Genomic DNA, 22,628 nt, shown 5'->3' with positions numbered 1-22,628 from the left:
ATGGGGCTTCGCGCATTTTTTGACCGCATTGAGCTGTCGTTTACGAAGGGCGGCAAATGGGAGCGATTCTTTCCACTTTACGAGATGGTGGAGAGTTTCGTTTACACGCCCAAAACCGTCACGACCGTCGCGCCGCATGCCCGCTCGCATATCGATATGAAGCGCATCATGACGTATGTCGTGATCTCAACGATTCCGGCGATTTTGTTCGGTCTTTATAACGTCGGTTTGCAAACCAATATGGCGATCGAAGTGTATGGCGCCTCCGGATGGCGTGCCTGGATTATTGAGGCGCTTGGCATCGGATTTAATTACAACAATCCACTGGCCAACATGGCCCACGGATTGTTGTACTTCCTGCCCATCTACATCACGACACTCATAGCGGGCGGCATATGCGAGGTTATTTTTGCCACCGTGCGCGGCCACGAGGTGAATGAGGGTTTCCTTGTCACGTCTATGCTGTACACCTTGATCATGCCCCCCGATGTGCCATTGTGGCAGGTGGCGTTGGGCATCATGTTTGGTGTCGTGATCGGTAAAGAAGTCTTTGGCGGCACCGGTAAGAACTTTTTGAATCCGGCTTTGACCGGTCGGGCATTTTTGTATTTTGCCTATCCGGCCTACATGTCGGGTAACACCATTTGGACACCGGTGGATGGCTTTTCTGGCGCGACGACACTAGCGGTGTCTGCTGCGGAGGGCCATGAGGCGCTCGGCGGTTACGGTGTGACGTGGTTCGATGCCTTCTTCGGCACAATTCAAGGTTGCATTGGTGAGACCTCAACTCTCGCGTGTTTGATTGGCCTCGTCTTTTTATTGGTAACGAGAATCGCGAACTACCGCATGGTTCTGGGTTGCTTGCTCGGTATGGCGGCGTTCTCCACCGCGCTCAATGTGATTGGTTCCGATACCAATCCTATGTTTTCCATGCCCTGGTATTGGCACTTGGTTGTCGGTGGCTATGCCTTTGGATTGGTGTTCATGGTGACCGAACCGGTATCGGGTGCGCACACCAATTTGGGGCGCTGGATTTATGGGGCGCTCATCGGTTTCATGGTGGTGCTGATCCGCGTGGTGAATCCCGCGTTCCCCGAAGGCATGATGTTGGCGATCTTGTTCGGCAACGTGTTTGCACCACTCATTGATCATTTTGTTGTTCAAGCGAATATTCGCCGAAGAGCTCGTCGACATGTCTAATGAATCCTCTTCTCAAACGCCGCGTAAAGGACCGATCGGTCGATTTTTGGCGTTGCCGCCTGATCATGTGGGCAAAACGGTGTTTGTCGCCGTTATGCTCTGCTTGGTTGCCTCACTCATGGTGTCGTCGATCGCGGTCGCGCTGCGGCCCATGCAAGAGGCCAACAAATTACGAGATAAGCAGATTAACGTGCTGCAGGTGGCGGGTGTTTATCAGCCCGGCGATGACGTTGCCGAGGCCTTTAGCGCGTTTGAACCGCACGTGCTGGAACTAGAAACCGGTCAGTTCTCAAGCGATTTTGATCCGGCTACGTTTGATGACCGCGCCGCCAGCGATGATCCGGCGCTGTCGGTGGAGCTGACTGAAGACCCCGCGTCGATTGGTCGTCAGTCTCGCTATCGCACTGTGTATGTTCTGCGCAATGACGAGGGCGGTGTCGATAAGGTGGTATTACCCATTCACGGCTATGGGCTGTGGTCGACGCTTTACGGGTTTGTGGCGGTAGAGGCCAACGGCAACGATATTTTTGGTCTGCAGTTTTATGAGCATGGCGAAACACCCGGTCTTGGAGCCGAGGTCGACAATCCGGCATGGAAAGCGCAGTGGCAGGGTAAGAAAATCTTTGATGGCAACGGCGACATGGCCATCACGGTTGCCAAAACGCCGCCCGAGGCGGGCGACGACTACCATGTGGATGGCTTGTCGGGCGCTACGTTGACTTCGGTGGGGATCGATAACCTGGTGCGCTTTTGGCTTGGCGCGTCTGGCTATTCCCCCTTTCTTGAACGACTCAAACAAGGAGCCATCTGATGGCGCAAACACGCAGAGAGCTCTTGGTCGATCCGATGGTCGACAACAATCCGATTGCGCTACAAGTATTGGGTATTTGTTCGGCGCTCGCCGTCACGTCGTCACTCAAGGTGGCGTTTGTCATGTCGCTCGCGGTGACCGTTGTGTGCGGCTTTTCGTCGATGTTCATCTCGATGATTCGACGTCAAATTCCAGGCTCCATTCGCATCATCGTGCAAATGGTGGTGATCGCATCGCTGGTGATCATGGTCGATCAGTTTCTAAAAGCGTTTGCTTACGACATATCCAAAACGCTGTCGGTGTTTGTTGGACTCATCATTACTAACTGTATCGTGATGGGGCGCGCCGAAGCCTTCGCCATGAAGAATCCGCCATTTGCTTCATTTCTTGATGGGGTTGGAAATGGTCTGGGCTATGGTTTGATTTTGATGACCGTTGGCGCGATTCGAGAGCTGTTTGGTGCGGGTACGTTATTTGGCGCCACTATTTTGCCGTCGGTAAACAACGGCGGCTGGTATGTGCCAAACGGACTTCTATTGCTTCCGCCCTCGGCGTTTTTTGTTATCGGCCTCCTGATTTGGGCGATCCGTGCCTGGAAGCCCAAACAGGTCGAACCGCGCGAATTTAAAATTCAGGTCATGGATCCGCACTAGCGGAAGGGTCGAACCATGGACAATCTGTTTGCCATTGCCGTAAAAGCCATCTTTGTCGAAAACCTCGCGCTCGCGTTTTTTCTTGGAATGTGCACGTTTATCGCGGTCTCCAAGAAGATCGAAACGGCGCTCGGCCTGGGTATTTCGGTGATGATTGTGCAAACCATTACCGTGCCTGCGAACAATTTGATTCTCAACTACTTGCTTAAGCCAGGCGCATTGACGTGGGTCGGGCCCGACTTCGCCGAGGTCGATCTAACGTTCTTGGGTTTGATTTCTTACATCGGTGTAATCGCTGCACTGGTGCAGATTCTTGAGATGGTGCTCGATAAGTACTTTCCGCCGCTCTACAACGCACTTGGCGTGTTTCTGCCGCTGATCACAGTGAACTGCGCCATTTTGGGTGGGTCGCTGTTTATGGTGGAGCGCGACTACAACTTGGCCGAGTCGATTACCTATGGTGCGTCGTCGGGCTTTGGTTGGGCACTCGCGATCACCGCGATGGCGGGAGTGCGCGAGAAGCTCAAGTACTCGGATGTACCAGACGGACTACAGGGTCTTGGTATCACGTTTATTAGCGCGGGCCTGATGGCGCTCGCATTCATGTCGTTTGGCGGCATCAAGCTTTAGGTTGAATCGCAATGCTCACGCTCTCTCTTGGTGTGTTCCTCTTTACGCTGATTGTGATCACGTTGGTCACCATTATTTTGGCGGCGCGTTCCAAACTCGTATCGACCGGTGACGTAGACATTACGATCAATGGTGAAAAAACCATATCGGTTCCGGCGGGTGGGAAACTGCTGCAAACGTTAGCGGAGCAGAAACTGTTTGTGCCATCGGCGTGTGGTGGCGGCGGGACGTGTGCACAGTGCCGCGTCAAGATTCACGAGGGCGGCGGTTCGATTTTGCCCACGGAGCAAAGCCACATCACCAAACGCGAAGCGGCATCGGGTGATCGACTGTCTTGTCAAGTGGCCGTCAAACAAAACATGCAGATCGAAGTGCCGGAGGAAGTCTTCGGTGTAAAGAAATGGGAATGCGAAGTCGCGTCCAATGAGAATGTTGCGACGTTCATCAAAGCCCTCGTCCTAAAGCTACCTGAGGGCGAGGACGTGAATTTCCGTGCGGGTGGCTATATCCAGATCGCGGCACCTCCGCATACCGTGGCGTACAAAGACTTCGCGGTGGGGGAAGAGTATCGCGAGGACTGGGATCGCTTCAGCCTTTGGGATCACTCGTCGACCGTCACCGTGCCGATTGAACGCGCCTACTCAATGGCCAATTATCCGGAGGAGAGAGGCATGGTGATGCTCAATGTGCGCATTGCGACGCCGCCGCCGGGCAGTGAGGGCATTCCCCCAGGACAGATGTCTTCGTTTATCTACAACTTAAAGCCCGGCGACAAAGTGACGATTTCAGGGCCTTTCGGCGAATTTTTCGCTCGCGATACGGACAAGGAGATGGTGTTCGTGGGCGGCGGTGCGGGTATGGCGCCCATGCGCAGCCATATCTTCGATCAACTCAAGCGACTGAATGCGAAACGCAAGATCAGTTTTTGGTACGGCGCGCGTTCAAAGCGCGAGATGTTTTACGTTGAAGACTTCGATACGCTGCAGGCGGAGAACGAAAATTTTGAGTGGCACGTTGCGCTGTCGGATGCGCTGCCTGAAGATGATTGGAATGGCTACACTGGGTTTATTCACAACGTACTCTTTGAAGAATATCTCAAAAACCATCCAGCGCCTGAAGATTGCGAATACTACATGTGCGGTCCGCCCATCATGAATAAGTCGGTGATCAACATGCTGCTCGAACTCGGTGTTGACCGCGAAGACATCATGCTCGATGACTTTGGCGGCTAATTAGAGTGGCGGCGCGTAATGCAGGCAAGGTCAGCGCCGTTTGCGTGCGTGTTCAGTACTCGATGCGCTCTGTGTGGCCTTGAGCGAGTAATCCATGGAAGACAAACGCAAAGACCTTAAGCAGTCGAAACGTCGACGCTTGCTTGATGGTATCGTGGGTAAGCTTGCCGGCGCTGATCCGTCGTTTTATTACTTGTCGACGATCGACATTGCGACAAAAATCGAAGCGAGCATCCAAGCCCGCGATGGCCTGCATGAAGAAGACTATTTATTGCTCAAGGATCTGTCGCGCCGCGATATCCAGATATTGCTCAGTATTCACGAGTAGTCGTCCCGCGCCGGCCATCGTCTACCCGCGATGTCGCCGCCAGTTCAGGGGGAAGACTGCTGACGGCGTTCGTATCGTCGCATGGGCATCCGATCGATGATCTCATAGAGCGCGAGCGTTTCCAGTGACGGGCTTGATTGCTTGATGCCGCCATCTTTGCCGATCAGAATCACCGCGTCGCGGATTGAATCGAAATAAAATGATCGCAAAGCGCTAGCGCTCAGCGCCGGCAGTGAATCCTGCGCATTCGATTTGATTTGCTCGTCGATCAGAATTAGCCACACGATATGGCGCTCATCGATCGCCCGTTGCTCGTCGAGTAACACAGCGGACGGATCGTGACCGAGTCGATCCGCGTCGATCAAAATGACGCGGTGTTTCCATTCCAGTGCCTCAAGTGGTGAGGCGTTGCTCGCCAATGGGCCAGTGAGCAGTGCGCCGGTCAGAAGCGCGAGAACCCGCATTGGCCACCAGCGAGGACGGATGAGGCTCGGCGTCGTTGGCTGAGTAGGTCGAGTCTCGTCGCACGCGTCTCGCGTCGTGGAGAAAAAGCGGATCATTGTCGTCTGTGTCGCGGCCAAAGAGTGGTGAATAGAGAGCGGTTCATAGGCAACAAGCTTGCGGTGTCGCCCGTGACATCGGCGTCAATGCGGTTTATTACGAAACGGACCCGATGTGCTATTCTCGACAGTCGCCGCGGCAATTGTGCTGATCGCCGCACTCCGGTCCAGTCTACGGCTGGAAAAAGAACACAGAGGGCTTATTGCATGTATATCGCCATGAACCGTTTCCGCATCGCTAAAGGCCGGGAAATCGATTTTGAAACCGTCTGGAAGTCGCGCGACTCGCGATTGGATGACGTACCGGGTTTTCAAGAGTTTCGACTCCTCAAGGGCCCTGAAAAAGACGAATACACACTCTATGCGTCTCACACGATCTGGCAGTCGGAAGACGCATTCGTTGCGTGGACCAAATCCGAAGCGTTTCGGGCCGCCCACAAGAACGCCGGTGAGCACGGGGGCCTTTACCTGGGTCATCCGGAGTTCGAGGGTTTTGAGCCGGTAATGGAAAAAATCGGCGCCAGCGCCTAACACACAAGCGTAGGAATCGAACGATGCAAACGCTGACGGACGCTCAAGCGGAGACCATCGCCGCGCGCCTCGCCGACGGCGGTGGCGTGTTGGAATGGATTGCACGCGAGCATGATGTGCCGACGTTTCGCGTACTGGAGCTCTTGCCGGCGTCCGAGCGATTGATCGTTCGAGATCCACCCCTCGCCGACTTGCTGGATCAACTCAGCGCCTGGGGCGAAGTGATGATTATCGTTCAATCGCCCAGCTTAGTCGCGGAGGTCGTGTCGCCGCTACCGCCGGCGACAAGTGGCCGGGGTTTTTTGAACTTTCATGGCGATACGCCGTTTGGTGGTCACCTCAAAGAGGACGCCTGTGGCTATTTAGCGTGCGTTGATCGTACTTTTAATGGTCGACGTTCATTGTCGGTGGTGTTTTATGATCACCATGGTGAAAGCATCTTCAAGGTGTTTGTGCGGCGGGATGACCAGCGTGAATTAATTCCGGCGCAAATCACTCAGTTCGAACAGTTTCGCGAACGCCTGGCCGCGGGCTAGCACAGCCAGCGGCGGCCGCTCCACGCCGTGTTAATCAAGCGAAAAAGGTGCGTCAAGATCGAACGTGTGTTGGATCTTATTGGGCGTTAACACGGAACGCGCCGCGCCGTTTTCAATCAGTTTTCCCGAATTAAACAGCCACACGCGATCGGCGTACTGTTGCACAAGATGCAGGTCGTGCAGCACCGCCACAATGCCGATGCCGCCACTGGCCAGATCGGTCAGCCGCTGCATGAGTTTGATTTGATGTTTCAGATCGAGCGCCCCGGTTGGTTCATCCAAAAAAAGCCAACGAGAGCGCTCATTGTCGGGCGCATCCCATACTTGGGCAAGCGCTCGTGCGATGTCCACGCGTTTTCGCTCGCCGCCTGACAACGTGAGGTAATTGCGTTCCGCAAGATCGAACACATCCATTGCCTGCATTGCTTGCGACACCACTTTCTCATCGAACCGTTGCCAGGGCGTGCCGAAATGCGGCGCGCGACCCATCGTGACCACCTCATACACCTGAAACGGAAAGTTGAGCGCACTGGCTTGCGATACCACCGCGCGACGTCGCGCGAGGTCGCCGCGCTCGATTTTCTGCACGCGTTCATCGTCAATGCGCGCTTCGCCTTGGTCGGGTTTAAGGCTTCCGGTCATCACCCGAAGAGCGGTGGTTTTGCCGGCGCCGTTGGGACCGCATAATGCGGTGAAGGTGCCCGCTTGGCATTCCGCGCTGACGCCGTCGAGAATGGCGCGGCCCGTGCGTATAACACTTGCGTTCAAAAGGGCCGCCGTCATCCCAGTTCGCCCCGGCGCTTGTCGCGCACCAATAACCAAAAGAAAAACGGTGCGCCAATGGCCGCGGTGACCACGCCTAGCGGTAATTCGGCAGGTGCTACCGAGACACGTGTAATCAAATCGGAAAACAAGACCAGTGCCGCCCCCAATACCGCGGACCCTGGTAACACGAATTTGTGATCGGGACCGGTCATGAGGCGCACAAGGTGGGGGATAACCAATCCAACGAAGTTGACCACGCCGCAGACGGCGGTAGCCGAACCGACGCCGAGCGCGGTGAAAAATGCCGCGCGGCGTTTGACCCCCTCGACATTGACGCCCAAATTTGAGGCGTCGGCTTCGCCCAGTAGCAGTGCATTCATTGGACGGGTCAGGGATAACAGACCCACCAGTGCAACCACCATCAGCGCGCCAGCGGGAAGGACCCGTTCCCATATGGCGCCGCCTAGCGATCCCAATGTCCAGAACGTGAGATCGCGCAATTGGGTGTCATCGGCGAGAAAGGTCAAGTACCCGATGCCCGAAAACGCCAGTGCATTCGCGGCCACCCCGGCCAACAACATCGTCGCTACGATCACGCGTCGATCGATGATCGACAACTGATAAATGAGCGCGACGGTGGCCAGCGATCCCATAAACGCGACGATCGGTAGCGCAAACGACCCAAAGCCAATCAGCACCGACTGCATAACGGTACCGCCGAGCACGATGACCGCCACGGCTGCGAGTGCTCCGCCCGAGGACACGCCGATGAGGCCAGGATCCGCCAGCGGATTGCGAAAAAAGCCTTGCATGACCGCGCCGGCGGTTCCCAACGTCGCGCCGACCAATGCGGCCAGCAGGGCTCGAGGTGCGCGGATGTTTTCGATCACACCAACCTTTACGGCCGACACCTCGTGTGCGCCGTCCCAGCCGACATAACCGCGTAGCACCGCGAGCATGTCATCGCCACTGATGTCGAGTGGCCCAATGATAATTTCGAGTATCGCACCGATTAATGCCAGCACGGCGCTGACCGCGAGCACGGTGGTGCCGCGGCGGGCGCGACGGGCATTCAGTTGGGTGGTCGCGTCGACTGGAGCCGAATCACTCGCCATCTGTCGGCGCATTCTCAGGCGCGGGCAGCTTAGCGCTAATTTCGGCCGCGAGCTTGGCGACTGCGCCGGGTGTGCGCGGACTGAATTGCATGACCGGCGGAGCATCGACGCCGATGATCATGCCGTTTTTTGCGGCACTCGTCAGGGCCAACGCCGGGTGGCTAGCCACTTTTTCAAGACCGCCCATGCGCTTGAGCACATGATCCATGATCAGAATCACGTCGGGGTCGGCCACCACCGCCGATTCGAAAGAGAGCGGTTTGTATCCAATTTGCTGGTCAAAGGGGTTGGTTCCGCCAATGAGTTCGATGACGGCGTGGGCCGCGGTGTCGGTGCCCGCGGCCGTGGGCGTGCCGTCGCGCACGGTAGAGAAAAACAAAACAACCGGTCGCATCGCCAGCGCGTCGATTTTTGACTCTGCTTCTGCCCAGTCGGCAGCAATTTTTTGTTTAAGAGCGAGGCCTTTTTCTTCGACGTCGAGCACCGCCGCAATGCGTTCAATTTTGGTGAAAATCGAGTCGATTGTGTACTCGGTTTCCATTTCGAGCATGTCAACGCCCGTTTCGCGAATTTGTACCAACACGGGCTCAGGACCTGCAGCGCCACTGATAACTATGAGGTCCGGTTCCACCGACAGCACGCCTTCTGCCGAGAGCTGGCGCACGTAGCCCACCTTCGGGCGCGCGAGCGCATCGGGTGGGTAGAGGCTGGTCGAATCGACGGCGACAAGGCGATCACTTTCGCCCAGCGCATAAATTATCTCGGTGACGTCACCGCCAATCGACACAACCCGTTCTTGTGCGGTGGCAGATTGGCTGAACGTCATCGCGACGAGAAGGAAGGCGACGAGGGGCTTGATAGGCAGTTTCACGTTGAGTTGCTCCAATAAAGTCTGTTCGCCCGAGTGGAATCAGACGGCGGCGGGAACGTTAGCTTGTCAGAGTGGCCTGGCGCGGACGCGGATGTCCCGGGAGGTCGGGAATCCAAAAGAGAGGCTGTCGTGGCGTAGCCGGGCACGTGTCCCAGACGGCGTTTGATTCTGGCAGCAATCGTAGCGTCACCGACGCTCGATCTCAAGCGCACACAGGTTAAATAACGTCACCTCGCTATTCGCGCGGCGTGTCCCGTACACATGTGCATCGCCTCGCGCACGCGGCTATGATGGCCTCAGTGGCGTCTGGCCACAGTGTGACGTTGTTTGGGAGTCATTATGTTCTTTGCCCGGCTTCTGGTTTTGACCTCGGCGCTCGCCGGCTGTGCGACGCTAGACGAACCGCTGCCGGTCGAGGTGGCGTCGTTTGCTGCACGATGTTCTCATCCGGCTGTCGTGCGATGTGTGGCGTTTGAGCGGCATGAGCTCGGTCAAGCGGGTGTGATTCAGTGGGGACGATCGGACGCGCGCGTTGGCGTATTCGTCAATGGTTACCCACCGTCGGCAAATCTGCAGGATCGTGTCACGCTGGATGAGGCGGTGGCGGCGAGTGGTGACACGAGTTTACGGTTTGCTATGCCGTCGGGTACGGGCGCTGGCTACGGCGGTCAATTCTACGCCAATTTTTCGGACGATTTGTCCGTTCAGTTTGACGAAGGTGACGAGTTCTTCGTGCAGTGGCGTCAGCGTTTTTCGTCGGCATTTTTGAGCAATCGATATCGCCCATTCGACACGTGGAAGCAGGTAGTGATTGGGGAGGGTGACCGTCCGGGCGTCAACGCCCGATCGTGTACGCAGCTTGAGTTAGTTGTGCATCATAAACACGGCGCACCGGCGATGTATCACAGTTGTCGAGGCAAGGACGGTCAGTCGGCGGAAATCGTCGGCCGACGCGCGGTGCCCTATGTGGCCGACGAATGGATGACGTTTCAGGTGCACGTCAAGATTGGCACCTGGTACCAAAACGACAAGCGCTACGCCCAAGACAGTGTGGTTGAACTATGGGCGGCACGTGAAGGTCAGCCGTCGCGACGAGTGCTTAAAACCACGGTTGATCTGGCCAATACGCAGCCTCAGGCTCGTTACGGCAAAGTGTGGCTACTGCCGTATTTAACTGGTAAGGATCGCACGCAGCAACACGCCGATGCGTACACCTGGTACGACGAACTGATCGTCTCAACGGAGCGCATTGCGGACCCGACCGGGGAGTGACTAGCGTAAGCCCGCGGATTTGATCACCAGCATTTTGTCGATTTGCATGTCGTGCATTGTGTAGGGAATGCCCCCGACGCCCAATCCGGACACACGCAGGCCGGCAAACGGCATGGCATCGTCTCGAAACGCGCTGTGATCGTTGACCATAACGGCGGACGCGTCCAAATGCGTATACAAATGGGTAACGGTGTCGATGTCGTCACAAAACACGGCCGCCTGGAACGATACCGGTAACGCATTTGCCTGAGCGATAGCGTCCTCGAGGTCGTCATAACCATAGACGCAAATCACTGGGCCAAACACCTCGTCGGTGCTCACTTTGGCGTCGAGGGGTGGGTTGAGTAGTACGGTTGGCGCATAGCAGTGAAAATCGAGCGGCTTGCCACCGCACAAGCAAATTGCCCCGTCAGCAATCGCCTCTTGCACCCATGCATCGATGCGCGTCACTTCAGCGGCACGAATAAGCGGGCCAACATCGGTATCAGCGTGCTCGGGCGCGCCGACCGTCAATGCGTTCGCTCGGGCGACCAGAGCGGCTGTCACCGCGTCGAGCTGTGATGTTGGTACCAATACGCGCTGTACCGACACGCAGACCTGTCCGGCGTGGTAAAAACCACCTTTCGCAATCGCTTCAATGGCCGGATCGAATTGAAACGGTGCGGCGAGCACCAAGGGCGCAACGCCACCGTGCTCCAGCGCACACCGCGTACCCGGCGCGAGTTTGGCACGCAGTGACCAACCGACCCTGGCGCTGCCGATGAAACTAAAAAACGCGACGCGCGCATCGGTGACCAGTGATTCGGCGGTGGCAATGTCGTGGGCGATCAACACCTGACACCATGCATCGGGTAATCCGGCTTGCCGCAGAATCTCGACCAAACGCACGCAGGATAAAGGGGTGTCGTCGGCCGGTTTGACGATGACTGGGCAGCCGCTCGCGACGGCAGGTCCAACCTGGTGCACGATGAGATTCAGCGGATGATTAAAGGCGCTCACCGCCACGACTACACCGATCGGTTCCTTTTGCGTAAAACCAACCCGACCGGTGGTGGCGGGCGTTGTACCAAGGGGGATAACCTTGCCCGGTTCACTGCGCAGCGTCTCCGCGCATAAACGCATTCCGTCTATGGCGCGAAGTACTTCTACTTTCGAATCGTTGTACGGTTTGCCACCTTCGCTTGCGGCGAGCAAAGTCAATGGCTCCAGTTCTTGCGCCATTCGCTCGGCCGCCGCGTGCAAAATGTCGATACGTTGTGGAACCGATAGCCAGCCGTCGCGATCACGATATAACGCCTGTGCCGCGCTTAAGGCATCGTCGACATGATGTGCATCGGCGGTCGCCAATGAATCCAGCACGCGTCCGTCATAGGGCGACAGCACCACAAGCTCACCGGCCGCCGCGCGAGCAGTCTCGAGCATTAAATCGCGCACTGGATCTCCCCCAGTTTTTTCGTGAGCAATTGATTCTCGCGATAGTCGATCGGAATCACCACCAGACTGGGACCGTCCTCGTTGAAAGCGGTTTCAAGCGCAGCGGCTAAATCGGCCGAGCGCTCAACGTGGTGTCCTTGCCAGCCAAACGACTGTGCCAACAGCGTCCAGTCGGGGTTACCAAAGGCTAAATCGGTGTGATGGCCAAAATGCGTTTCTTGTTTCCAGGCAATCAAACCATAGGCATTGTCTTCCCACACCATCATGACGATATTGCTGTTTAGACGGGCCGCCGTTTCCATTTCTTGCACGTTCATCAAGAAACCCGCATCGCCGGCGATACCGAGAATGCGTCGATCAGGATGTACGAGGCTTGCAGCGATCGCGCCGGGTAGAGCGAAACCCATCGAACAAAAACCATTGGGTATCAGACACGTGTTCGGCTCATGGCACTGGTAGTGACGCGCGATCCACATTTTGTGTGCACCCACATCCGATAGAAGGATATCGTGCGGACCCATCACTTGGCGTGCGTCCCAAAGGGCCTTCTGAGGCCGAATCGCACCGACGGTGTCATCGTCTTTGTACTCGGCAAAATCGGTTTGCATACGCGCGCGACAGCGTCGCTGGAGCGCGAAGTCGTAAGCCGGTACGTCCGTGTGAGAAAAGCGCTCGTTGAGCATCCAAAGCGCGTGGGCCACGTCGCCGACAAGCTCAACTTCCGGTAGGTAACATTCGTCGATTTCAGCGGGCAGAAAATCGATGTGCAGAATCTGCTTGGTGCGATCCGCGTTCCATAGATTGGGGTGATACTCGACCATGTCAAACCCAATCGTGAGCACCAGATCCGCATCGTCAATCGCTTTGGAAATGCGGTCTTTTGCACCCAGTCCGACCGTGTACAGGCAATACTCCGCGTCCATATCCACGCAGCCCTTCGCCATGAATGTGCTAATGACACCGATTCCGGTCTTTTCACAGAGCAGGCGTAACTGCTTACTCGCGCGTCGTCGTATGCAGCCATTACCGGCCAATATGACCGGGCGTTTGGCGTGGCACAATTGCGCAAACGCGCGATCGACGATCTTGTCGTCCGGCACAGAGCGACGAAAACGACGCGGTGACAGTGGCGTGGCCGTCGTGTCTTGGGTCGCCACGTCCTCGGGGAGCTCAATGTGGACGGCGCCCGGTTTTTCGGTGCGCGCCAGTCTCACTGATTTTCGAACGATTTCCGGGATGGTGTTGGGATTAAATACCGTGGTTGCCCATTTGGTCACGGGTCTGAACATGCTCACAACATCCATGATTTGATGAGACTCTTTGTGAAGCCGGTCGGTCGAGCCCTGGCCGGTCAGTACCAGCATGGGCGCTCGATCCATGTTCGAATCGGCAACGCCAGTTACGAGGTTGGTCGCACCGGGACCCAGCGTGCCGAGGGCGCCGGCTGGATTGCCCGTGAGTCGACCGTAGATTTCGGCCATAAACGCTGCGCCCTGCTCATGTCGGGTGAGCACAAACGTGATCTGCTTTGACTGTTCCAGCGACACCATGAAATCGGCGTTTTCTTCGCCGGGAACGCCAAAAATGTACTCGATACCTTCTTCTTCTAAACAATTGACGAACAGATCCGAGGCTTTCATGTTTCCCCCTCATAAGGCTAATGATTACCGGAATGACCGTTACGTGTTGACGAATATTTCACACGGGCTTCATCTTAGACCATTCGGCTCCTCCGCGTTGTTCGGTGGTTCGACCGCAATCTAAGGAATTCACTGAACAAACACGGAATGCGGCAATCACGTTGATCTCTTACTTAATCGAATACTGGTTACCTCAGTCTGAGTGTTTTCCCTGAGAACAAAACCGATGAGCATCGAGACTGGATCGTGCGGTTAAGCTCGTCCTTATCAGTAATTCAGACGCTTACGGCGGCTTGCCGAAACGGTACGACGCCGTGAACTGTGATTGAGATCACAAAAGCTCAGCGAGCCTGCACTTACTCAACACGAATATGCCGAGTCAGGCTAAAGTTTTTGCATTCGGATGACGATACAAAAGGGGTACGAAACACCATCTGGCTCGGAGAAGTATCAATGAAAAACAGACAATTAGGTTTCACGCTCATGGAGATGATTGGCGTGGTTGCCGTTATTGCCATTTTGGCCTCAATGGCAACCCCGATGATTTTCGATTCAATGCGGAATGCGAAAGTTACGGCGTTTGTGGAAGACGTTAACGTGATGCGCACAGCGGTCGCGCGTTACTATGAGGATACAGGTCTCTTTCCTGTGCACATTCCGACCGACCAACGCGATGGCCGTCGCATGCTGATGTCCAATTCTTCATCGAACCCGGTGGGTGGCTGGGACGGTCCGTATATCGAGAAGGAGTTCGACAATCCGTTTCGCGACGGCGGCTTCCGCTCGGTGATTTCTACCGCAAACGCGAATTACCAGTTTGATCTAGACGGTGATGGCAATGTCGATACCGCGGGTGTCGCGGTGCTTCGCGTCGATAACGTGAGCGCAACGGAAGCGCGCATGATCAGTGATCTGCTGGATAATGACGGTGATGTCGATAGCGGAACGGCGGCATGGAATCGGGCCGGTCGCGTTAAGCGGCTGGGTGCGAACGGTAATAGCAACTCCAGTTTGATTATTTACCTAACTCGAAATTAATGCCGTTGTCGCGCCGATATGAATGCAACTGCAGAGACCGTTTCAGCGCCGAAGGCGAATGCGTCTAAGGCACCCCGCAAGACACTTGGGGCAAAGCTACTCGCCGCGGGACTGATTAATGAAGCGCAGCTGGACTTAGCGCTACGTGAACAACGCCGCAGTGGTCGACTGCTCGGTGAGGTTCTCATCGAGTTGGGTTTTGTCTCTGCGGAGGTCATCACGCAGACGGTCGCCAGTGAGGCACATACCGAAGTCGTGGATGTGCGTCATGCGGTGATCGATGAAGATGTCCTAGCGTTGGTGAGCTTCGAAACCGCCAAGCGGTTCAAACTCATTCCGATTGAAGTGAAAAATGGTCTGCTGACCGCGGCCGTGGCGGACGCGTTTGATGTGGTTGCCATCGACCATCTCGAGCGGGAAACCGGCTTCGCCATCAATGTGGTGACCGCGCCGGAGGGGCACATTCTCGAGGCGGTCGCGCGTCATTACGCGCGTGGCCGTTCCATTGAAGATACGATCGATCTCATCATGCGCAACGGATCGTTGCCCGATGAGGAAGAGGCGTCCAGTGAATCGCCGTTAGTGCGACTGGTTGATCAATTGATCGCACTCGGGATCAAAAAAAGCGCGACCGATATCCATGTCGAACCCGATGAGAAAATTGTTCGAGTTCGCATGCGCATTGACGGTATCTTGCGACAGGAAGTGCTGATTCCCAAAGCGATTCAGCCCTCGTTAACCGCACGGATTAAGCTGCTGGCCAATTTGGACATTACCGAGAAGCGCATTCCTCAAGATGGGCGAATCCGCTTTTTGTTTGGTCAGAATAAAGTCGATCTTAGGGTGTCGACGCTGCCGATCAATGCAGGAGAGAGCATTGTTCTGCGTATTCTCGATCAAACCGGTGTTGTGCTGGCCATGCCGGCGTTGGGATTCTCCGAGGTCGACACACAGCGGGTCCAAAAATTGGTGGAGCAGCCGTATGGCATGATCCTGGTGACCGGTCCGACCGGTAGTGGTAAGACGACCACGCTCTACACCGCACTCGGGCTTATCGATGCCAATGATCGCAGTGTGTTCACGCTGGAAGATCCGATTGAATATTCGCTTAATAAAATCCGTCAGACGCAGGTAAAGCCTGAAGTTGGGATGGACTTTGCAAGTGGTTTGCGCGCGTTGCTGCGACAGGATCCCGACGTCATTCTCATCGGCGAGATTCGCGATGTGGAAACGGCTCAGCTCGCGGCGCGAGCAGCGCTCACGGGGCACTTGGTGTTGTCGACTTTACATACGAATGATGCGGTCGGCGTGATTCCACGTCTGATCGATATGGGTGTCGATCGGTATATGTTGCCGCCGTCGCTGTCGGCGATTCTCGCCCAACGGCTGGTGAGACGCATTTGTCCGTCGTGTAAAACGGAAGTAACCGATAGCGACGCGCTCATCGAAAAGCTGGATTTGCAGGCCCACTTTGATCAGTCGACCACCTTGTATAGAGGCGAAGGTTGTCCAGACTGCAATCACAGCGGGTTTAAGGGGCGTCAGGTCATTTACGAAATACTGACGGTGGATGAGCGCTTCCATGGTCCTATTATTCATGGTGCATCCAGCACCGAAATTGCGGAGCTCGCGCGGTCAACTGGCATGGTCAGCATGTTCGATGACGGCATACTCAAAGCGAAAGCAGGGACCACCACGCTCGAAGAAGTGCTCAGAGTAGTGAGGTAGCCTTGCGATGCCGGAGTACGCCTATCACGCGGTGGATAAGCTTGGACGTCAAGCAGACGGCACAATGGTCGCCGATACCGAGCAGCTGCTGGAGCGCCGCTTACGCGAGATTGGCTATTGGCTGATCGATGCGGAGGTACAGGTAGCCCGCAAGCAGACCCGTCGTAAGAAGGTGCCGCGTCAAGAGTTGATTGACTTTTTCAATGGCGCGACATCACTGCTCAAGGCCGGTATTCCCATTGCCGATGCGATTGCCGCGATGGCCGAGGAAACAGAGCAACCTGTGCTGCGCCAGATTCTCGAGGACATTGGTCTGAACGTACAGGCTGGTAATGATCTTTCGTCCAGCTTTCGAAAGTTTCCAAAAGTGTTCTCTGAGCAGGTCTGTAACCTGGTCCAGGCCGGCGAACACGGTGGCAATCTTGTCGAGGTGTTTACCGATATTTCGCGTCACTTGGCGTGGGTCGACCGCATCATTGCCGATGTCAAGCAGGCCAGTATTTATCCACTGATGATTATCGTGGCCGTGGCCGGACTTGTGGGATTGATGTTCGTGTTTGTGGTGCCACGTTTTGCGACGATCTTTGCTGAATTGGAACTCGAACTGCCGGCGTTAACGCGAGGCGTTGTCGCAATCGGACTGTTCGCTCAACAGTACTGGTGGGCGATTTTGCTGTCGCTTGCGGCACTGATCATCGGTATTCGACAAGCGGCACGGCGTGTGTCCGCGGTGGCCCGAGTCATCGATCGAACTAAATTGTCGATGCCCGTATTTGGCAGCATCCAGCGGCTGCTAGTCCAGTCTCAGTTTGTGCATAACCTCGCACTGATGCTCAAAGCCGGCGTTCCGATTGTCGAATCGCTCACGCTGTGCAAAGGGCTGACCAACAACTCGATCATGGATACGGCAATTAGCGACGCTGAAATCGCCGTCCAGCGTGGCAATCGCGTCAGCGATGCACTGCGCAATCATGACATCGTTTCCAACTTGACGTTGCGCATGATCATCGTGGGCGAGGATTCCGGCACGTTGGATGAAATGCTGCAGCAGACGGCCGACCGGTTTGACGAGGAGATACCACGTCAAATTAAGCGCGTGTTTGCCATCATCGAACCGATGATCACGCTGACCTTAGTGGCAATCGTCGGCCTGATCGCCGGCGCGGTCTTCTTGCCAATGTTCTCACTTGTACAGGGAATCTCATGAGCCAGAGTGATCGACGTTTTGCAGGGCACGCGGGAGGTTTCTCTTTGATGGAGCTAATCGGTGTGTTAGCGGTGATGGCGATTTTGGCCGGCATGATGGCGCCTAGTGTCTTCAGTGGTATCAACGAAGCGTACGCCACGGCCGAACGCGGCAACCTTGAAACACTCGCGGATGATCTCGAGCGTTACATATCGTCAAGTCTATCCATTCCTTCACGACAACCCGCAAACTGGAGTAGCGCCATCGCCTCGATGAGTGGCTATCGAGAGGCGCAGATTCTGGACAACGCGCGTGGTTATCAGCGCGGCATTTACTTTGATCCGCAGTTTATGACGACAGCACAGGTGGCGTTTAACGGTTACACGCAAACCAGTGGTCTGTCTGCCCAACCTAACTCGCCCCGTTTGATGATCATTTCCGATTTTGGAGGCAACGTGCCGACGCTGCCCGCGGACGCCGCGGAATTTAACGCGATTTGGAATCAAAGTTCGAGCGCGCGGTATCTGGAGAGCGATGAGGTCATGATCCAGCGCGTGCACCTGGGCCGTTACTTTCACCGTATTGTGTTGACCAACACCAACTCGAACCAACCGGGTTATGCGCTCGAGAACCAGGCGGAGGCCGCCATACCTTCTGCATCGGGCGCCATTTCCGGTGTAGCGGAACGCTATCTGCTCGAAGGCACACGGCTGCAGCTCAATGCCGATCCGTTTCCGGTTGGGACATTGCTGAACACTGTGTTGGTCACCCAAGCTGTCGGCTACTCGTATATTGACAACGGTACGAACTGGATGTGGGTGGCCCAATGAGTATCGACTACGGCATCGAATGGGCATACGGCGAGTTCCGGATTGCGCGGCTTAAAGGCAAAGCGGTTGTGGAAATCTGGAAGTCTCCAACGCCGGTCACCGATTTGACCAGTCTAAGTGCCGCGATGTACGAAGCCTGCCACCGCATTGATATTAGCCGCGGCGGTACCGTGGCGATCGCGTATGAAGACGATTTTCACACACACGAATTTCTCGAAATACCACCGCTATCCACACGTGACTTACGTAAATATCTGACTCGTCATGTGACCAACAACAAGCCGTTTGATGGCGAAGCCTCGTGGCGGCATCACCCGGTTAAACGCGCCACGGGTAACGACGGTGTGTTGTTGCACTTGATGCCAAAAGACATTGTCGAAGCCGTGATCCGAATCTGCGAAGAGTTCTACTTGAAACCTCGTTTGCTTGTGCCGCTCACAGAGATCATGTCTGAGTATGTGCCGCTTCTCGAGGCGGATGTGGGTGATGAGGCCATACTCCTCATTGCGCTGTTTGACGAGCGCACGCAGATGTTGGTGTCCAACGGCGATGGCGAAATACTGTTTGTTCGCGAGTTGTCCTATCCATGGAACGAGAGCACGGTCGACCGCTTAGCAATGGATGTGAACCGCACCATTGGCTACGCCAAACAACGTATCGGTGGCAAGATCGAAAAAGCCTGGCTGATCGGTGATCGCGCCAGCATCGCGCTAAGCGAATTAGTACAGAAAATTGACGTCGAGGTTGGGTTTGATCCAATCGCGGCCACGCCGTCCTTTTGGATGGTTCAAGTGGCACAGCTGCCACAAGGATTGGCGAGTAACTTTATCCCCAGGCTCGCGAGGCGCTCGATTACATCCAAAACGCTGCTACGCGGTGCAGTCATGATGTCGGCTGTCGCCAGTATTGCGGCCCTGTCCATTTCCGCGGTGATTGAATATTCACTCTATAAATATCGGACAGACAGTGAAGAGTTGCGGTATCACATCAGTGATCTGAACGACGAACTCGATCAGCTCAATAGTGAAATCGCTCGTATGGACGTCGAGAAGACCAAGCTCGACCTACTTAACGTTGACGCGTTCAATCTACCGGCGCTGTTTATGAGTCACCTGGGCGAGATGGTGCCCGAGGGATTGGTGCTCGAGAGCGCGCAGGTCAATCGCTCCGGCGACACGTGGGAAGTCGCATTGCTCGGCACGTCTGTAGTGGCTTTGGGTGACGTGGCACCGCTTCTTGAATCGTTGCAGAGCAAGCTAAGCAGTGATCCGTGGAATACCGCGATTACGGTTTCTTGGGAAAAATCTTGGATGCAACAGCTTCAACAGGGGCGTGCGGCGGAATCCGGTGATGTCGGGTTCGAAATTCGAGGGAATTTCCGATGAAACAGCTGCATGAATTACTCGAACTGGAAGACCTTACTGACATTGCTGCGGAAGCGGCGGCGCGCAAACATCGGGTCGAAGAGCTCAGGGTGGCGGACCAGGTGCCGTGGGAAGGCGTAGAGGAGTCGCCGGACCAAACTGCCTTTGAGCGTCGTCAGTCCGAACGGCGAGACGATCTACGAATCTCATGGCAGATTCGCGTCCAACGCTTTTTGAACAATATGGTTGATCATATTGTGACCAAGCGCTGGGCCCAGGTGGCTCTAGTGGGTTGGACTGTGCTGTGCATCGCGACGATCGCGTTCTATCTGTTGTTTCGTATTGAAGCGATGGATTCGTCGCTCGAAGAGTTTTCGGAGCTGGGAATCGTTGAAACAGAGTTGATTCGCCGCCGAGAGGCCTGGTCTGAAGAGGAAATGAAAGAACTGGCTGAAACTGTCGAGAGCACAGACCGTCGTCGCGTGTTCGTGGATTACCGGGGCATTGCGAATTGGCTTCGCGAGAAAAGCGCGTTTGCAGAGCAAATTGACCTGGATTTTTCCTACACCATGGATACCGGATCAGCATCCAGTATTGAGAATATGCTGGAGGTGCCGATACAGGTAGTGATAACCGCGATGGATAACAGTGAAGAGCAGACGTTCTTGCACTTCCTGGAGTTCATGCGCTATTTGGCAAGCTCACCTTGGTATGTCGAAATTGTTGAATCGACGATCGAGAGCGAGGGTGAAGGCGCTACCAAATTAACGGTCATGCTCCGCGTCTGGGTGCATGGAAAGGTTCCGCACGATGGCAAAACTCTTTAACAGTCACTGGATTATTGTTGGGTTGGTGCTCATCGCGGCGTTCGTGGTGTATGCGAAGGTCATTACCCCGTATCGAGCGCTTTCGCAAACGCCAGTCGACGACGAGTCGAACTCGGATCTCGACGCCATTTTGATCGAAGAAGGCTCATGGGACGACACGAATTCCATCGAAGCGCTCAAAGTGCAGGCGTTGAGTCCCCAGCTGGTGCAGATCGACGCCGGTTCCGTGCATTGGAATACGGCGCCCAGTCGTGATCCGTTTGTGGCGCGCGCGACACTGAATGACTCACAGATCGAAGCGGTTCAAAGCAAGGCAGATAGTCCGAAAACACCTGTTAAGAAACGAGTGGCGAGCTTTCGACCGACGGTAACCGCCATTGTGCACTCCGAGGACACGGGGTTAGCGGTGATCGGCGGCGATATCGTGCGAAGTGGCGATGAATACGGTGACTATCGGGTGAGCCAGATTCTCGGAACGGAAGTGGAATTGCGACACAAACACAATGGCCAGGCGGTAAAAGTAAAGGTTTCGAAATGAATAGGCGGACACTCTCCCATCCCTTTTTGGTCCTGACGATACTGTTAATCGCAGGCTGCGCCACGTCGACCTCGTCGATCGACATACAGGACGATCAGGCGGTGCGCGACGAATTTCGTCAAACCGCAAAAGAACTAAAGCCGTCCTTGACCATCGCACCCGGTGTGCAGGGTACGCGTCGTGTGGTGGACGGCATGAAGGACGATACCGCGCGTGATAAACGATACAGTTTTGTCGCTCGCGACTTGCCCATTGAGCGTGCGTGTCGTCTGTTTGGTAAGACATACGGATTGAATATTGTGGTCGACAAAGACGTCACCGGCACGGTGAGTGTCGATTTGACGAATCTACCGTTTGATGAAGTCATGGAATCGTTGCTCGGTGCCAATGGCTACTACTGGGAACGCCGAGGCAATATCGTCTACGTCAAATCCTGGGAGACGCGCACATTCTCGATCGACTACATTCGGCTTGTGCGCAGTGGATCCGGTAGCAGTCAAGCCCAAGTGAGCTCCAGTGCATCCAGCGACGACAGCGGTGATGAAAACACGGCTGGCACAATGACGATCCAACAATCCGATAAAGTGGATTTTTGGTCGGAACTTGAAGAGCAGCTCAATCGGCTGGTGTCAGAAGAAGGCAGACTCCTTGTTAACCGTTTGGCTGGCACAGTCCAAGTGACCGATCAACATCAGCGGGTTGAGGAGGTGGCGACCTTTATCGAACAACTCAACGAGTCTATTTTTCGGCAAGTCGATATCGACGTGAGGCTCGTTGAGGTGACGCTCAGCAACGACGCGAGTTTGGGCATCGACTGGTCGCGTTTTGTACGCAACGGTGATGGCGAATTCGTGGGTGGCAATCTGTCGACCATTATTTTGAGTGCCGCCGGCGGACAGACGGCGCTTCCCCCGACCGTCGATCTTGAGTACAACAACATCGAGAATGGACTCAACACGGTTTCTGCCGTCTTGCAGGCGCTCGAGGAACAGGGCGATGTATCGATTGTGTCGCAGCCACATATCCGTACCCTCAACAATCAGTCGGCACTGATCAAAGTTGGCACGGATCGAACTTTTTTTCGAAAAGAACAGCTCACCGACGCGACGAGCGCAGGGTCTCAAACTTTTTCGACCGACGTGCCGCAGGTGGTCACCGAGGGCATCGTACTGTCAATCACACCTCAGATTTCGCGCGATGGCTGGGTAACGCTTGACGTGTCGCCGGTCGTAACGCGGGTATCGAGCGTGAGCGAGGTGCTGGACGACAACGGCAACGTACAGTCGACCGCCCCGAATCTGGATATCAGCCAGGCGTCATCGCTTGTGCGCGCACGCAGTGGCGAAACCGTGGTAATTGGCGGTTTGATACAGAATCAACAAACGGAAACCGTGCGGGCTGTCCCAGGTCTTGGCAGCTTGCCGGTATTGGGTCGACTATTTCAATCCCGATACACCAGTGACGCAAAAAAAGAACTCATCATGCTGGTGACCCCACGTCTCGTTGCGCAGTAAAGGCCAATCCAGCCTATTGAGTTAG

At 55.5% G+C, this 22,628-nt stretch carries 23 protein-coding genes; 17 read left to right on the top strand and 6 right to left on the bottom strand.

The features are described from left to right. The 6 genes from AAF465_04930 to AAF465_04905 all read left to right on the top strand — a co-directional run bounded on the left by AAF465_04930 (position 1) and on the right by AAF465_04905 (position 4,854). Positions 1-1,200, top strand: a complete 1,200-nt coding sequence (locus tag AAF465_04930; protein ID MEM7082054.1) for an NADH:ubiquinone reductase (Na(+)-transporting) subunit B — start codon at positions 1-3, stop codon at positions 1,198-1,200. Continuing rightward, complete coding sequence (locus AAF465_04925) at positions 1,193-2,011, top strand: Na(+)-translocating NADH-quinone reductase subunit C (protein MEM7082053.1); 819 nt, start codon at positions 1,193-1,195, stop codon at positions 2,009-2,011. The genes AAF465_04930 and AAF465_04925 overlap by 8 nt, the downstream gene beginning before the upstream one ends. Further along, complete coding sequence (locus AAF465_04920; GenBank protein ID MEM7082052.1) at positions 2,011-2,664, top strand: NADH:ubiquinone reductase (Na(+)-transporting) subunit D; 654 nt, start codon at positions 2,011-2,013, stop codon at positions 2,662-2,664. The genes AAF465_04925 and AAF465_04920 overlap by 1 nt, the downstream gene beginning before the upstream one ends. Positions 2,665-2,679: 15 nt before the next feature. Then, a complete protein-coding gene (gene nqrE / locus AAF465_04915) occupies positions 2,680-3,294 on the top strand; it encodes an NADH:ubiquinone reductase (Na(+)-transporting) subunit E (GenBank protein ID MEM7082051.1) in 615 nt (204 codons plus the stop codon). An 11-nt stretch (positions 3,295-3,305) separates the two neighbouring features. Further along, positions 3,306-4,526, top strand: coding sequence for an NADH:ubiquinone reductase (Na(+)-transporting) subunit F (gene nqrF, locus AAF465_04910; GenBank protein MEM7082050.1), 1,221 nt, complete (start codon positions 3,306-3,308; stop codon positions 4,524-4,526). Between the two features lie 94 nt (positions 4,527-4,620). Next, positions 4,621-4,854: a hypothetical protein gene (locus AAF465_04905; protein ID MEM7082049.1), complete on the top strand. Its 234-nt coding sequence runs from the start codon at positions 4,621-4,623 to the stop codon at positions 4,852-4,854. Between the two features lie 44 nt (positions 4,855-4,898). Here the strand turns inward: AAF465_04905 and AAF465_04900 are convergent, their stop codons facing one another. Continuing rightward, entirely contained in the window at positions 4,899-5,318 is a 420-nt protein-coding gene (locus tag AAF465_04900; GenBank protein MEM7082048.1) for a DUF4174 domain-containing protein, read from the bottom strand. A gap of 303 nt (positions 5,319-5,621) precedes the next feature. On the opposite strand from AAF465_04900, the gene AAF465_04895 reads away from it, so the two are divergent. After that, positions 5,622-5,945 (top strand): antibiotic biosynthesis monooxygenase, encoded by a 324-nt coding sequence (locus AAF465_04895; GenBank protein ID MEM7082047.1) that lies wholly within the window; start codon positions 5,622-5,624, stop codon positions 5,943-5,945. Positions 5,946-5,968: 23 nt separating this feature from the next. Then, on the top strand, positions 5,969-6,481 hold the full coding sequence (gene hutX / locus AAF465_04890; protein ID MEM7082046.1) for a heme utilization cystosolic carrier protein HutX: 513 nt from the start codon (positions 5,969-5,971) through the stop codon (positions 6,479-6,481). 30 nt (positions 6,482-6,511) lie between these two features. Here the strand turns inward: hutX and AAF465_04885 are convergent, their stop codons facing one another. From AAF465_04885 to AAF465_04875, 3 genes are read right to left on the bottom strand one after another with little or no spacing between them, the layout of a single operon-like run. Next, positions 6,512-7,249, bottom strand: a complete 738-nt coding sequence (locus AAF465_04885; protein ID MEM7082045.1) for a heme ABC transporter ATP-binding protein — start codon at positions 7,247-7,249, stop codon at positions 6,512-6,514. A gap of 11 nt (positions 7,250-7,260) precedes the next feature. Then, positions 7,261-8,361 carry an iron ABC transporter permease gene (locus AAF465_04880; GenBank protein MEM7082044.1) on the bottom strand — a complete coding sequence of 367 codons (1,101 nt, stop codon included), beginning with the start codon at positions 8,359-8,361 and terminating at the stop codon, positions 7,261-7,263. Further along, complete coding sequence (locus tag AAF465_04875) at positions 8,351-9,232, bottom strand: ABC transporter substrate-binding protein (protein ID MEM7082043.1); 882 nt, start codon at positions 9,230-9,232, stop codon at positions 8,351-8,353. The genes AAF465_04880 and AAF465_04875 overlap by 11 nt, the downstream gene beginning before the upstream one ends. 339 nt (positions 9,233-9,571) lie before the next feature. Here AAF465_04875 and AAF465_04870 point away from each other — a divergent pair, with 339 nt between their 5' ends. Continuing rightward, a complete protein-coding gene (locus AAF465_04870; GenBank protein MEM7082042.1) occupies positions 9,572-10,504 on the top strand; it encodes a hypothetical protein in 933 nt (310 codons plus the stop codon). Here AAF465_04870 and AAF465_04865 read toward each other — a convergent pair whose 3' ends face one another. Then, positions 10,505-11,938 carry an aldehyde dehydrogenase family protein gene (locus tag AAF465_04865; protein MEM7082041.1) on the bottom strand — a complete coding sequence of 478 codons (1,434 nt, stop codon included), beginning with the start codon at positions 11,936-11,938 and terminating at the stop codon, positions 10,505-10,507. Further along, entirely contained in the window at positions 11,926-13,578 is a 1,653-nt protein-coding gene (locus tag AAF465_04860; protein ID MEM7082040.1) for an acetolactate synthase large subunit, read from the bottom strand. Before AAF465_04860 ends, AAF465_04865 begins: the two co-directional genes overlap by 13 nt. 453 nt (positions 13,579-14,031) lie before the next feature. On the opposite strand from AAF465_04860, the gene AAF465_04855 reads away from it, so the two are divergent. Genes AAF465_04855 through AAF465_04820 form a run of 8 tightly spaced genes read left to right on the top strand, consistent with a single transcriptional unit; the run spans position 14,032 to position 22,603 of the window. After that, positions 14,032-14,616, top strand: coding sequence for a prepilin-type N-terminal cleavage/methylation domain-containing protein (locus AAF465_04855; GenBank protein ID MEM7082039.1), 585 nt, complete (start codon positions 14,032-14,034; stop codon positions 14,614-14,616). A gap of 18 nt (positions 14,617-14,634) precedes the next feature. Beyond that, complete coding sequence (locus AAF465_04850; protein ID MEM7082038.1) at positions 14,635-16,344, top strand: ATPase, T2SS/T4P/T4SS family; 1,710 nt, start codon at positions 14,635-14,637, stop codon at positions 16,342-16,344. A gap of 7 nt (positions 16,345-16,351) precedes the next feature. After that, positions 16,352-17,551, top strand: coding sequence for a type II secretion system F family protein (locus AAF465_04845; GenBank protein MEM7082037.1), 1,200 nt, complete (start codon positions 16,352-16,354; stop codon positions 17,549-17,551). Then, a complete protein-coding gene (locus tag AAF465_04840; GenBank protein MEM7082036.1) occupies positions 17,548-18,360 on the top strand; it encodes a hypothetical protein in 813 nt (270 codons plus the stop codon). Before AAF465_04845 ends, AAF465_04840 begins: the two co-directional genes overlap by 4 nt. Next, positions 18,357-19,745, top strand: a complete 1,389-nt coding sequence (locus AAF465_04835; protein MEM7082035.1) for a hypothetical protein — start codon at positions 18,357-18,359, stop codon at positions 19,743-19,745. Before AAF465_04840 ends, AAF465_04835 begins: the two co-directional genes overlap by 4 nt. Continuing rightward, positions 19,742-20,551, top strand: coding sequence for a hypothetical protein (locus AAF465_04830; GenBank protein MEM7082034.1), 810 nt, complete (start codon positions 19,742-19,744; stop codon positions 20,549-20,551). The genes AAF465_04835 and AAF465_04830 overlap by 4 nt, the downstream gene beginning before the upstream one ends. After that, positions 20,535-21,089, top strand: coding sequence for a hypothetical protein (locus AAF465_04825; protein MEM7082033.1), 555 nt, complete (start codon positions 20,535-20,537; stop codon positions 21,087-21,089). The genes AAF465_04830 and AAF465_04825 overlap by 17 nt, the downstream gene beginning before the upstream one ends. After that, entirely contained in the window at positions 21,086-22,603 is a 1,518-nt protein-coding gene (locus AAF465_04820; GenBank protein MEM7082032.1) for a secretin and TonB N-terminal domain-containing protein, read from the top strand. The genes AAF465_04825 and AAF465_04820 overlap by 4 nt, the downstream gene beginning before the upstream one ends. Positions 22,604-22,628: the final 25 nt, after the last annotated feature.

Source organism: Pseudomonadota bacterium (assembly GCA_039028935.1).
GTDB lineage: Bacteria > Pseudomonadota > Gammaproteobacteria > Steroidobacterales > SZUA-146 > SZUA-146.
This window is presented reverse-complemented; position numbering and strand designations above follow the sequence as displayed.